This is a genomic window from Siminovitchia sp. FSL H7-0308, assembly GCF_037980985.1.
Lineage (GTDB): Bacteria > Bacillota > Bacilli > Bacillales > Bacillaceae_C > Siminovitchia > Siminovitchia thermophila.
Map to the genome: position 1 here is coordinate 2,165,781 of NZ_CP150282.1, position 13,221 is coordinate 2,179,001.

The following is a 13,221-nucleotide window of genomic DNA, read 5'->3' on the forward strand; positions in this document are numbered from 1 at the left end:
ACGCATGAGGGCATGCAAAAATGAGCATATGTGCAATGCAAATTTTTTCAAGGGATTATTTCAGTCGTAAAAATCTATTGAGTTATAGTCTATTTGAATCATTTCTGTCCTCTCAAATATTCAATTAAGCATCTTTCTGTAAGCTACATGACTAAGAAATGGACGGAAATTCTTTCTTTTTAAGAGTGTATGAATGCCATTTCGACTGTTTTGGTCTGCCATGGCTATCACTTTAGAGAAATTCTTTTTTTCTAATCGACTACACAGCTCATTTATTAGGAAAGAAGCAATTCCTTTACTTTGATATTCTGTTTTAACTCCTATAAATGATAATTCTGGAATCCCGTTGACGACATCGCAACAAACAAAACCAACAATTGAATCATTATTGATCAATATCATATCAAGGTCGGGATCGTAATTTACTGTATTAAATCTTTGAAAAGCAGCTTTTTCAGTCATAAGCCCTAATCCCCAATAGTTTTCAAAAACTTGGTTAAAAAACTGAACCCATTTTAAAAGGTTATAATCGACCAAATTGAGGCATTTGAATTCACTTGCTAAGTGAGTTTTATTAAAACTTTTTTGGTTTAAAATCTTTTTGTATTCTATAAACTTCCTTGCTAATTTAAATCCATTGTTTTCCGCAAAAAATTTAAATTCTTTAACCTGCTCATAACCTACTAAATCCATAATACGATATTTATTTTCGAGTGATTTAATATGGGTTGTAATATGATTTAGTAACAAAGTTCCAAGTCCTTGTCTTCTAAATGCAGGATGGATAATTCCATAGATTCGCGCTCTTTGTCTATTCGGTATTTCATCTACACCAATAAATCCGATGATATCGACAGCTTTGTTTTTCATTAGAAAAACATTTTTATTCGTATCAGTTTCCTGAAAAAAGCTAACTAATGCTTGGGCAGATTGTGGGTATTGTGTATCATCGTATTGATTGGTAAACCTCAATAGTTCTATTAGTGCAGATTCATCTTGATCATTAAAAGGAACAATTTTAAAATCCACAAATTTTCCTCCATATTGTTGGGTTATCGTCAAAAGTGTTCGAATATTCATTTCAAAAAAGTCGACTCATTTCATAACAGATAGTAATGCATAGGGCTACAATATTAAAAATCATGATCTTTTGGACTAAAATCCAATTGTGCCATTTTTGGTTTTCGATCATCATCGGGTTTTGAGGGCATTAAAACTTTCAGATAAAAATATGAAAGTAAACTTCAGTACACTTACCAGTACAATAAATATGCATTGAATTGTCCAACAAATATATGGACGTTATGTATTCTTGTGGCGTATGGTACTGGTTTAAGCAACATAAGATTACAACGGATCGAGAGATGGATCGTAATGAAGAAATTTTTTAATGGTTTTGAATATTCAAGGAGAATTGGACACTAAATGTAGCAAGCGGTATTGTGTCTAACAAAAGTTATATAATGGCAACACTTTTTTTATGAATTATCCGGTCTTCTCCTTTTTTCCATCTTCATTTTTTTTGTGTGATATCCATTTCAACACTCCATAAAGGGTTGCCGTTTCTATTAACATGGCCGAAACAAGCGATATGGCAGCTATCATTGCGCCAGGAAGGAAGGAGCCCATATTAAGAAAAAGCAGCACCAGTGTCATGACAATGATATTATTATACATTGAACGTTCCACATACTTTTCTTTTTCTAAGCAAATTAATCTTCCGCGCAAGTTACTTTGAATCGAGAAAAAAATAGGAGTGATCAACATAATGGCTGTTGAGACGTTAGCCAGATAAAAATACTCCTCCTGTAATCCCATCAATTTTATATAATAAAGTTCACCTAGTGGGGTAACGACGACAGTTAATAAAATAGCACTTAAGCTGATCCCTAATAGTAAGCTGAAGTTCCGCAAATGGATGATAGACTGAACGTTATTACTTAGATTAATGGTTATGTTCTGCAACTCAAGAGCAACTCCACCGATCATATAAATAAAACTAAGAACAATTTGCCATACCACTAAAGACTCCTCCGCAAGATTTGGCGCGTTGCTTATCCCTATCAAAAAAATAGGTGTATCCAAAGTAAGTAAAAACCCTGTAATAGCAAGGGGGTAATGTGACTTCCATATCATTGAAATACTGACGATATCTCCAGTAGCAGGGATATTTCTCTTCGTTTGCTTTCTCCAGACTGTCACTACAATCGCTTCAACAAATGCGCTAATGACCAAAGCATAAGCGCCAACCATTACACCATCAACTGAATGGAATAGATAAAAAAAAGCAGCAATCGTTATTCCTGAAAAAAGCCGAAATAAAGTACTCAAAGTAATGACTTCAGTAGCTTCCCGTTTAATCCAGCGGCCTTGATATACCCTTCTCCACGCAACTGCTAAAGGAGAAAAGCTTAAGACTAAACATCCTTGTTTAATAAGTTCCATTGTGTGAGAGTCATTTATAGAGAGAACCTTTTCAAAAAACCAATCAAAAATAGGAGTAGTCAGGAATAACCATCCACACACTACTAAACAAGTACTGTAAATGAGAGAGAACCTTAAAAGACGAAAAAATGAAGGTTGGTTACTAGACAATTTTGCGCTGACAGATGTCAAGTACTGCACAGTGCTATTCAAAATAAATATAAAACCCAGCCCCATACTAAAAGCGATGATGTTTTTACTGGGATCTTCCATTCTTGATATAAAAAATAACATGATAGGAACTTCAATAAAAAGAATACTTGTACTAAGTGCCAATGGAAACCACTGGCGAAATATTTCTTTTTTTGAGTAAACCTTATTCAGTTTTTCCTTCATCAGATACCACCCTTAAGCATGCTCATAAGTGATAAGAGAATGACAGATACAATCAGGTTTAATGGCATGTTCAATATAATCAAATGCCATTTTTTCAGTATTAATATGAAGCGTTTTGCCTAAAACAGAAGGAGTTGCAAATCCTGTTAATAATTTAATCATTTCATGAACAGCAATGGATGCAACCATTAATACATTTGCACCCATGATAGCAGCGTCGTATTTATGTTCATAAAAAAACTTATCGATAGGCAATAAACCTAAACATTCATAACAAGGTGTTTTTCCTGGAATGACCATAGGGCCTACACGAGAAGCTTTATCACTAGAACCAATGCTTACATATGGAATATTTGCTTTTAAACAAGCTCTTGTTACCCAAAGTGCAGAATAGTATAGAGGTTCGTCGATGGCATCAAAAACAAAATCTGCACCTTTTATAATTTCATATACATCTTCTGTTGACTCAACACGCTTATTATAAAATTCACAATTAACACTCGAGTTAAAGGAGGTTATATGCTTTTTAATTGCTTTCACTTTAAGATCGCCAATATCGCTTTCTTTAAAAAATATTTGTGATGGAAGATTAACTTCTTCTACTGTATCGAAATCCATCCCAACTATGTTTCCAATTCCTGCGGCGGATAAAAGGCTGATAAGCGAGGAACCACCTGCTCCAATTCCTACTACAGCTACAGTTGAATTTTTAAGTTTTTCCTGTGCCTTTCTAGCGTTAAAACCTTCCCTTTCGAACAATGCAAAATAATTAATTTGGCGATCCCACCTCTTAAGCAAATACGGATCAATAGGTGTTTTAGGTACATCAAAATCTCTTAACAAATCAAACTCATCTAATTGTTGTAGCCATTTTTTTCCCAGCGGAAATTTATTACAAATATCTTCGTATGTATGTTCTCCGTCTAACATTTCAATAAAATTAATGATTTCATCATTTACATCTTCAATTTTAAATTTATCTGTTCCACGACCTATACTAAGAATGTTCCCCTGTAGTATACAGATGTACTCACTTTTAATGCCGGGCTTTTTCATCATTTCAGCCTCCTAAAAGGTTAATACTTAAAAGGGTGGCGATATTTCTAGAAATATCGCCATTGAAAAGTCAAACAACACTAGATTTTTTTCACGTACCAGATGCGATCTTCGGTAGCATTTTTTTCATGTTTAATCTTTAGCACAAGCTCACCTCCCAAAAGTCAAATCGGGATTCAGCGAAATACCAATTTGACATGTAGAGACCATAGTAACTTGAGTGAAGAAAGATGTCAATATTTTAACATAATTTTCTGTAAAATAATTAACTCAAAATTCGACAAATTTATCCCAGACTTTCATCAGAGGGAAGTGTATGATTGTAAAAATATCCAGCCGCATAGAGCAGTCTCTTTTGGGTTAACGCTTCAAAAAGATTGGAAGCGGCAAGCCGAATTCAACAAAAGGTGTTTTTCTTTGAAGCTGGTTGGTTGGAAACTACAGCCTCTGCTGACTTCTTTCTGTTTAGCTGCCACATCACCGAACAGATGGACTAACCATCCCTTTACTTCATGCCAAACGCGCAGTCTTTTCTTCTACTTTACTTATAAAACTATCGATTTGGTAATCTCAGTCAATTATACCTAGCCTATATGTAGTCGGGTTCCTATTCCGCCTCGAAACGCACATTATTGATCTAAAGTTAAACGAACTGCGACTTTTGCTTCACATCCCGGAAACTTTCCCCTCTGAGCACAAAAAAAGGAGGGCATCCAAATTGGACAGCCCCTTTGCTTTACATTCTTTTTGCCCATTCCTCGGGATTTTCCCTCCATTTTTTTAAGGCATTCAAGTCTTCTTCGGAAATCCTTTTTTGCTCAAAAGCAGTTTGAATCAAGTCCGAATAGCCTGCAAGCGATACCGCTTTTACCCCAGCCTCTTCTAATTGACGCTTCCCTTTTTCAAGCTCGTATGAAAAAATGCTGACCGTTCCGAGAACAGTGCATCCGGCTTCCCGCAGGGCCTCTACAGCAGTTAGAACACTGCCGCCTGTGGAAATCAGATCTTCGACAACAACGACATGTTGGCCCTTTTCTACTTTTCCTTCAATTTGGTTGCCTTTTCCGTGCACTTTTGCCTTGGAACGCACATAACACATCGGCAGATCCAGCAAATCGCTTACCCATGCGGCATGTGGTATACCGGCCGTTGCCGTGCCGACGATCATCTCCACTTGCGGAAAATGGGTTCTGATTAACGCGGCCAGTCCTGCCGCTATTTCTTTTCTTACCTCCGGGTAGGACATCGTCATCCTGTTATCGCAATAAATGGGTGATTTCAACCCCGACGACCACGTAAATGGATCATTCGGACGTAAAAATACCGCCCCGATATTCAGCAAGTGCTCGGCTATAGAGCTGTTCATCTTCCCATCTCCCATTCTTTCAAGACTTTTTGATAGGCCGACCGGGGTTGATCGGCACGGGTAATCGGCCTGCCAACAACAATCAAGGATGCCCCTATTTTTCTTGCTTCTTTAGGGGTTACAACCCTTTTTTGATCGTCAGTTGCATGTCCCTCAGGGCGTATACCCGGTGTTACCCGCAAAAATGAAGATCCCGCTTCATCGGCAATGAGGCCTGCCTCATGGGCAGAACAGACAACTCCGTCAAGACCCGCTCTTTTGGCGAGTAGCGCATAATGCAAGACCGATTTCTGCAAAGGCCGGTCAACTAATTGCTCGGTTTTCATTTGTTCTTCGCTCGTACTCGTTAATTGAGTCACAGCAATGATTGCCGGGCGGGAGCGCCCGGTGCCGCTCCCATCTTCCAGACCGTGCACTGCTGCTTCCATCATTTTGCTCCCGCCGGCAGCATGTACGTTCACCATGTCAATATCCAGCTTCGCCAATACTTTCATGGCACGGTACACCGTATTGGGAATATCATGAAGCTTCAAATCAAGAAAAACGGAATGTCCGGCTCTTTTTAATTCTTTGATAAAATCTGCTCCCGTTTGATAATACAGCTCCATGCCCACTTTTACGAAAAGTTCTTCCCCGGGAAAAAGGCGTAAAAAGTCTACCGCCTCATCTTTTCCCGGAAAATCAAGGGCAATAATTGGCCTGTTTTCTTTACTAAGCACGTTTGCCATTAGTTAACCACCTTTTTGCCGCCAGTCATCGGTTCTGAAGAAAATACCATTGATTCCAATACATCAAGGATCGCTTTTGCCGTATCAAGGGACGTTAAGCAAGGTATTTCATTTTCCACTGATTCCCTGCGGATTCTAAATCCATCACGGCGGGGCTGCTTTCCTCTTGTCATTGTATTAATGACAAGTTGGGCATTGCCTTGGCGGATGACATCCAGCAGGTTGGGACCTTCTGAACCAATTTTATCAACCGGCTGCACTTTTACTCCGAAATTCGTCAAAAACTGTGCTGTTCCTCTTGTAGCCAATATTTGATAGCCGATCGCTGCAAACCTCTTAGCGAGCTCCGCTGCTTCCTCTTTATCTTTGTCCGCAACAGTGATCAGTACGGCTCCGTGCGTTTTAATTTGAATACCGGAAGCGACAAGACCTTTATAAAGCGCCTTTTCCATTGTCCTATCTATCCCCATGACTTCACCGGTGGACTTCATTTCAGGTCCAAGGTTGATATCCACTCTTCGTAGTTTGGCGAATGAAAAGACCGGAACCTTTACATACACCCCATCTATCTCTTCATGCAGTCCTGTTCCATAACCAAGAGAAGCCAGGCTTTCGCCAAGAATCACTTTGGAAGCAATATTCGCCATTGGCACACCTGTTATTTTACTCAAAAACGGAACCGTACGGCTGGAGCGCGGATTCACTTCGATAACATAAAGCTCATTATTCGATACAACGTATTGAATATTCAACAGCCCTACAATTCCAAGGCCTTTGCCCAATCGAATCGTATAATCGACAATTTTATCCATCATCTCCCGGCTGATATGCTGCGGTGGGTAGACAGCGATTGAGTCTCCCGAGTGGACTCCGGCCCGCTCTATATGCTCCATGATTCCGGGGATAAATACATTTTCGCCATCGGAAATGGCATCTACTTCAATTTCTTTTCCCGTTAAATATCTGTCAACAAGCACCGGATGTTCCGGATTAATTTTCACTGCGTGTTCCATGTAGTGAAGCAGTTCTTTTTCTTCATACACAATTTCCATTGCCCGGCCGCCGAGTACATACGAGGGGCGGACAAGGACCGGATAGCCGATATCTGTTGCAATTTTTACCGCTTCCTCCACGGAAAATGCTGTTTTTCCTTTAGGCTGCGGGATATTTAATTCAGCAAGCGCATGCTCAAATTTATCCCTGTCTTCCGCCCGATCAAGGCTTTCAAGTGACGTTCCGAGAATGTTTACGCCACGTTCGGCAAGACTGCCGGCGAGGTTGATCGCTGTTTGGCCACCGAACTGCACAACAACTCCGATTGGCTGCTCCAAATCAATAATGTGCATCACATCTTCGATTGTCAGCGGTTCAAAATACAGTTTGTCAGAAATGCTAAAGTCGGTTGAAACTGTTTCGGGATTGTTGTTGATAATGATAGCTTCGTATCCGGCTTCCTGAATCGCCCAAACGCTGTGTACTGTCGCATAGTCAAACTCGATTCCCTGCCCGATCCGGATCGGACCAGATCCTAGGACAATGACACTTTCTTTTGTCGATTGAACTGATTCATTTTCTTCCTCGTATGTGCCATAAAAATAAGGCGTCTCTGATTCAAATTCCCCTGCACACGTGTCCACTTTCTTATAGACTGGTATAATGCCGTTCTCTTTCCGCCACTCATAAACCTCTTTTTCAGTGCAGTTCCATCGTTTTCCTATTGTAAAATCCGAAAATCCCATCTCTTTGGCACGTCTGGCCCATTCAACAGAAAATGCTTCCTTTTGCAGTTCTCCTTCAAGTTGGATGATGTTGTTCAGTTTATGAAGGAAAAAGAAGTCAATCCGGCTCCATTCATGAATGGTTTCAATGGAAATGCCTCTTCTTAAAGCTTCAGCTATGATAAACAAGCGCTCGTCCGTGGCGTTTTGTATTTCTGACTTAAATGTATCCTCTTCGTAACCGCCTGCCTCCTCGTGTTCCAAGTGGTAGAGGCTGATTTCCAGCGAACGAACAGCTTTTAACAGTGATTCCTCAAATGTCCGACCGATCGCCATCACTTCGCCCGTCGCTTTCATTTGCGTACCAAGCAACCGATTGGCTGACTCGAATTTATCAAATGGCCATCTCGGTATTTTTGTCACGACATAATCAATGGCAGGCTCAAAACAGGCATACGTTTTCCCCGTTACCGGATTCATCAGCTCATCGAGCGTATAGCCCGCAGCTATTTTTGCCGCGAGTTTCGCAATCGGAAATCCGGTTGCTTTTGAGGCTAAAGCAGAAGAACGGCTGACACGCGGATTCACCTCAATAATATAATATTCGTAGCTATTTGGATCCAGGGCGAGTTGGACGTTACAGCCGCCCTCAATTTCCAAGGCGCGGATCAGCTTTAATGAAGTGTTCCTTAACAACTGTACTTCCCTGTCGCTTAATGTTTGACAGGGGGCAACGACAATGGAATCACCGGTATGGATGCCGACCGGATCAACATTTTCCATATGGCAGACAACAATCGCCTGATCATTAGAGTCCCGCATTACTTCAAATTCGATTTCTTTAAAACCAGCAATGCTTTTTTCCAGGAGACATTGGTTGACGGGGCTGTTTTTTAAACCGCTCGATACGATGGAAATAAGCTCTTCTCTATTATGGCAAATCCCCCCGCCGGTTCCCCCCAATGTATAAGCCGGGCGAACAATGACTGGAAATCCTACTTCCTCTGTAAAAGTCTCAGCTTCCTCGAGGGAATGGACGATGTCACTTTCAGGAACCGGTTCATTCAAGTCATTCATTAGTTTCTTAAAAAGCTCTCTGTCTTCAGCTTGTTCGATGGCTGACAACTTTGTGCCAAGAATCTCAACACCGCATTCTTCCAACACACCTGCTTCCGCTAACTGCTTTGCGATATTCAATCCTGTTTGGCCGCCAAGTGTCGGCAAGATGGCGTCTGGTCTTTCTTTTCTAATAATCCGGCTGACAAATTCGATTGTCAGCGGTTCAATATAAACGGCATCTGCGATTTCAGAGTCTGTCATGATTGTGGCCGGATTTGAGTTAATCAGGATGACTCTATAGCCTTCTTCTTTCAAAGCAAGACAAGCTTGGGTCCCGGCGTAGTCAAATTCTGCCGCCTGCCCGATGACAATTGGTCCTGACCCAACCACCAAGATGCTTTCAATATCAGTTCGTTTTGGCATGCCCATCAACCTTTCGTTTGTTGGTCTCCATAATGGCTAAAAATTGATCGAAAACATATTTCGCATCTTCTGACCCCGGGGATGCTTCCGGATTAAATTGAACGGAAAATGCCGGAAACTGTTTATGGGCCAGTCCTTCCACAGACTCGCTGTTGATTTCTTCATGAGTCACAGAAAGGGTATTTTCATCAACCGTTTCTTTCACAACTTCGTAACCGTGGTTTTGCGAAGTAAAAAGGACTTTGCCCGTTTCCAAATCTTTTACTGGATAGCTGGAACCCCGATGGCCGATGGTCATTTTTTTCGTTTGGCAGCCGTTTGCCAGAGCAAAAAGCTGATGTCCCAAACCGACGCCTAATATCGGAATCTCCTGTTGGATCACCCGGACTGTATCCGCCAATTTTTGAACATGAAGCGGATCACCAGGACCATTGGAGAGCAGTACTCCGTCAGGGTGCAATGAAAGAATATCACTGGCATTCGTGTGATATGGAACAACGGTTACATCGCAGCCTCTTTTCGTCAACTCACGCAAAATTCCATGTTTGAGACCAAGATCCATGACAACGACTTTATGTCCCCGTCCCGGTACTGGATACGGTTTAACGGTTGATACTTGCTTCACTTGGTCAACCAATGTTTCCATCGCTTGCAGCCTCGACAAGTGAGTTTCGACTTTTTCTCCGAAACCGCAAATGATGCCTTTCATCGGTCCGTTTGCCCGGATTTTGCGAATGAGTTTCCTTGTGTCGATTCCGGAGATCCCCGGGATATCTTTTAATTTCAAAAATTCGTGGATCGACATGCCGCTTCTCCAATTTGACGGCTGTTCGGCGGCTTCCTTTACGATAACCGCTTTGACGACCGGCTGTATCGTCTCAAAATCGTCGCGGTTGATGCCATAGTTTCCAATAAGAGGAAAGCTGAAAGCAACGATTTGCCCGTAGTTGGAAGGGTCTGTAATGATTTCTTGGTATCCCGTCATACTCGTATTGAATATGACTTCTCCGGATGTCTCTTTTTCACTTCCGAACGCCTTGCCAATAAATGTTGTCCCATCTTCTAAAATAAGCTGCCGTTTCATTCACAATCACGTCCTTTCGCCCATGTGAGCTTTCCACTTACAAATGTTGCAACAGGCCAGCCCTGGCAGCTCCAACCTGCAAATGGAGTGTTTTTTCCTTTTGAAGCAAACGTTGCCGGATCAATTTTCTGTTCTTTTTCCAAGTCGATCAGCGTGATGTCGGCCGGTTTGCCCGTTTCCAGCGTTCCACTTTTCAAATTGAAAGTTTTCGAAGGGGCGACGCTCATCCAATCGATCAACTGTTTTAATGTGCATAGTCCTTGTTTGACAAAGTGCGTGTAGAGCAATGGAAATGCGGTTTCCAAACCGACGATTCCAAACGGAGCCGCCTTCATCCCTCTCGCTTTCTCTGACGCAGTATGGGGAGCATGATCCGTTGCGATGAAATCAATTGTCCCATCAAGCAAGCCCTCTATTAAAGCTTCTCGATCCTCTTTGCTCCTAAGCGGCGGATTCATTTTATAATGGGCATCATCGCCTTTTATGTCTTCATCACATAAAAGCAGATGGTGCGGAGATACCTCAGCTGTCACCTTTATGCCAGCGCGCTTGGCATCCCGGACAGTACGGACAGATTCTTTCGTGCTAATATGGCAAACGTGGTAGTGACAGTTAGCCGCTTCCGCCAGCAACACATCTCTGGCAATCTGGACAGATTCGCAGATGGAAGGAATCCCGGGAATCCCTGATTGCTTTGAAAAGGTTCCTTCGTGAACCGCTCCCCCGTAAATAAGTGAATTATCTTCACAATGGGCTACGATTGGCATCTCTATAGCGGCAGCTTTTTTCATGGCTTCATACATCATTCCAGCCGATTGAATACCCACTCCATCATCGGTAAAGGCAAATGCGCCCGCCTGTTTTAGCGCCTCGAAATCATTCAGTTCCTCTCCCTTTAAACCAGCCGTGATGGCGCCATAGGGTAAAACATTCACATGCGCCTTTTCTTCAATGCGTTGCATGAGCCATCTCATTTGCTCTTCATTGTCAGGTACTGGATTCGTATTCGGCATGGAAGCTACCGTTGTAAATCCGCCTTTGGCTGCTGCTTTTGTTCCAGTCTCAATTGTTTCCTTTTCTTCGCCACCGGGCTCCCGAAGATGGATGTGGAGATCCACAAATCCTGGCGATATAAGCAGCCCTTCCGCGGCAAACTCTTCTTCTCCGTCACTTTCCAAATCAGAACCCACTTCGGCAATCATGCCATCCTGAATGCGGACGTCCACATCCTTCAATTCTCCCAAATCATTAAGCATTTTTACGTCTTTTATCAGCCAGTTCATGCCCATCCTCCTTTTATTGTTCCAATACAGTCCGCAGTACGGCCATTCGTGTATACACACCGTTTTGCATCTGTTTAAAAATTCTTGACCTGTTGCATTCGACAAGACCGTCCGCTATTTCAACCCCTCTGTTAACAGGACCTGGGTGCATAATAATGCTACCCTTCTTCATCCGCCTTTCCCTTTTAAGGGTTAAGCCATACAACTCGTGATATTCTTCAGCGCTCAAATGGGACATGTTTTCATGACGCTCATGCTGAATTCTTAACAGCATGACTACATCACATATTTCCATTGCATCGTCTATATCGATATACCGCTCTGCATTGCCATAAAACCATTCGCGCGGTCCTGAGAAAAATACATTTGCACCGAGGGCGGACAATGCTTCACTGTTTGATTTCGCGACTCTGGAATGGCTTAAATCCCCAATGATCGCCACATTCAATCCGGAAAAGCCCCCAAATTCCTGACGGATTGTATGAAGATCAAGCAAAGATTGCGTCGGATGCTGGCCGCAGCCATCTCCTGCATTGACAAGTCTTGTGCCAACTTTGTTTTTCAGCGCTTCATAATACTTTTCTTCTTTGTGCCGGATCACCACAACGTCCACACCGATCGCTTCCAGTGTTTTTATTGTATCCTCTAATGTTTCTCCTTTTAAAATACTTGATTGGGCCGTTTCAAACGGGATGACATCCAGTCCAAGTTTTCTTTCTGCCATTTCAAAGCTCGTTTTGGTTCGAGTGCTTGGTTCAAAAAACAAATTGACGGCAAAAAGCTCTTTAGGCGGGCTCCAGGTTTTTCCTTGTTGGAAGGAGTCTGCCATATCCAATATTCCGCATATGTCCTCCTTCGAAAGCTCACACATTGAAAGTAAATGTTTCATGACAATTCACCTGTCTTTCTGTCAAAATAAAAAACCCTTTTTGCCCAACACGGCAAAGAGGGTTCGCGAAAAGAAGCCTGTTACATTCAGCTTCCATAAAACCTCCCTTTGCCAGCCTCACGGGACTGTATTTAAAAGGGATTATTCAATTGAATGGATTGTAACTTTGTCCTCGCCATCTGTTTCCGAAAGTTCCACAACGATTTTTTCCTGGCGGGAAGTAGGGATATTTTTTCCGATAAAATCAGCACGTATTGGCAATTCCCTGTGTCCCCTGTCCACGAGGACGGCGAGCTGGATTTGCGAGGGCCGCCCCATATCAATCAATGCATCCATTGCTGCCCTCACCGTTCTTCCGGTATATAACACATCATCTACTAAAATGACTTTTTGATTGGCAATATCAATCGGCAAACTGGATCCTCTTACTTCAGGCTCCGCATTTTCTGTTTCAACCGTCAAATCATCTCTGTATAACGTAATATCGAGATCCCCGACAGGTACTTGCACGCCTTCAATCTGGTTGATTCTTTCCGCCAGGCGCTGTGCCAAGTAAATGCCCCGCGTTTTTATCCCGATCAGCACACAATCTTCAATTCCTTTATTTCTTTCAATGATCTCATGGGCAATTCTTGTCAATGCCCTTTGAATGGCCTTTTCATCAAGAACAATCGCCTTTGGAGCCATAAACAACACCTCTTTCAAAAGTCTTTTTCAACAAGAAGGAGTACTTCGACGGCGAACGACGTCATGCCTTGCTGCAACGGAGAAATGGGATATTCGAAACTATGCTGT

Annotated in this window: 10 protein-coding genes; all 10 read right to left on the minus strand. The window is 42.2% G+C overall.

All coding sequences use genetic code 11. The features are described 5' to 3' along the window. Positions 1–120: 120 nt before the first annotated feature. Positions 121–1,029, minus strand: coding sequence for a GNAT family N-acetyltransferase (locus MHB50_RS10300; RefSeq protein WP_340085233.1), 909 nt, complete (start codon positions 1,027–1,029; stop codon positions 121–123). A 456-nt stretch (positions 1,030–1,485) separates the two neighbouring features. Beyond that, positions 1,486–2,820 carry a hypothetical protein gene (locus tag MHB50_RS10305; RefSeq protein ID WP_340085234.1) on the minus strand — a complete coding sequence of 445 codons (1,335 nt, stop codon included), beginning with the start codon at positions 2,818–2,820 and terminating at the stop codon, positions 1,486–1,488. 12 nt (positions 2,821–2,832) lie between these two features. Further along, on the minus strand, positions 2,833–3,879 hold the full coding sequence (locus MHB50_RS10310; protein ID WP_340085235.1) for a ThiF family adenylyltransferase: 1,047 nt from the start codon (positions 3,877–3,879) through the stop codon (positions 2,833–2,835). 733 nt (positions 3,880–4,612) lie between these two features. Continuing rightward, positions 4,613–5,242, minus strand: a complete 630-nt coding sequence (gene pyrE, locus MHB50_RS10315) for an orotate phosphoribosyltransferase (protein ID WP_339163554.1) — start codon at positions 5,240–5,242, stop codon at positions 4,613–4,615. Continuing rightward, positions 5,239–5,970 carry an orotidine-5'-phosphate decarboxylase gene (gene pyrF, locus MHB50_RS10320; protein WP_077111787.1) on the minus strand — a complete coding sequence of 244 codons (732 nt, stop codon included), beginning with the start codon at positions 5,968–5,970 and terminating at the stop codon, positions 5,239–5,241. Before pyrF ends, pyrE begins: the two co-directional genes overlap by 4 nt. Then, a complete protein-coding gene (gene carB / locus MHB50_RS10325) occupies positions 5,970–9,170 on the minus strand; it encodes a carbamoyl-phosphate synthase large subunit (protein WP_077111788.1) in 3,201 nt (1,066 codons plus the stop codon). The genes pyrF and carB overlap by 1 nt, the downstream gene beginning before the upstream one ends. Beyond that, positions 9,154–10,254, minus strand: coding sequence for a carbamoyl phosphate synthase small subunit (locus tag MHB50_RS10330; RefSeq protein WP_339163560.1), 1,101 nt, complete (start codon positions 10,252–10,254; stop codon positions 9,154–9,156). Before MHB50_RS10330 ends, carB begins: the two co-directional genes overlap by 17 nt. Then, positions 10,251–11,537, minus strand: coding sequence for a dihydroorotase (locus tag MHB50_RS10335; protein WP_083717528.1), 1,287 nt, complete (start codon positions 11,535–11,537; stop codon positions 10,251–10,253). The genes MHB50_RS10330 and MHB50_RS10335 overlap by 4 nt, the downstream gene beginning before the upstream one ends. Positions 11,538–11,550: 13 nt before the next feature. After that, positions 11,551–12,426 carry an aspartate carbamoyltransferase catalytic subunit gene (locus MHB50_RS10340; protein ID WP_077111791.1) on the minus strand — a complete coding sequence of 292 codons (876 nt, stop codon included), beginning with the start codon at positions 12,424–12,426 and terminating at the stop codon, positions 11,551–11,553. 141 nt (positions 12,427–12,567) lie between these two features. Beyond that, complete coding sequence (pyrR, locus tag MHB50_RS10345) at positions 12,568–13,113, minus strand: bifunctional pyr operon transcriptional regulator/uracil phosphoribosyltransferase PyrR (protein WP_077111792.1); 546 nt, start codon at positions 13,111–13,113, stop codon at positions 12,568–12,570. Positions 13,114–13,221: the final 108 nt, after the last annotated feature.

What these genes read in the sequence shown, in the direction of transcription:
- MHB50_RS10310 (WP_340085235.1), bottom strand. Translation starts at nt 3,879, where the DNA reads ATGATGAAAAAGCCCGGCATTAAAAGTGAGTACATCTGTATACTACAG.
- pyrF (WP_077111787.1), bottom strand. Translation starts at nt 5,970, where the DNA reads ATGGCAAACGTGCTTAGTAAAGAAAACAGGCCAATTATTGCCCTTGAT.
- MHB50_RS10340 (WP_077111791.1), bottom strand. Translation starts at nt 12,426, where the DNA reads ATGAAACATTTACTTTCAATGTGTGAGCTTTCGAAGGAGGACATATGC.
- carB (WP_077111788.1), bottom strand. Translation starts at nt 9,170, where the DNA reads ATGCCAAAACGAACTGATATTGAAAGCATCTTGGTGGTTGGGTCAGGA.
- MHB50_RS10330 (WP_339163560.1), bottom strand. Translation starts at nt 10,254, where the DNA reads ATGAAACGGCAGCTTATTTTAGAAGATGGGACAACATTTATTGGCAAG.
- pyrE (WP_339163554.1), bottom strand. Translation starts at nt 5,242, where the DNA reads ATGAACAGCTCTATAGCCGAGCACTTGCTGAATATCGGGGCGGTATTT.
- MHB50_RS10335 (WP_083717528.1), bottom strand. Translation starts at nt 11,537, where the DNA reads ATGAACTGGCTGATAAAAGACGTAAAAATGCTTAATGATTTGGGAGAA.
- pyrR (WP_077111792.1), bottom strand. Translation starts at nt 13,113, where the DNA reads ATGGCTCCAAAGGCGATTGTTCTTGATGAAAAGGCCATTCAAAGGGCA.
- MHB50_RS10305 (WP_340085234.1), bottom strand. Translation starts at nt 2,820, where the DNA reads ATGAAGGAAAAACTGAATAAGGTTTACTCAAAAAAAGAAATATTTCGC.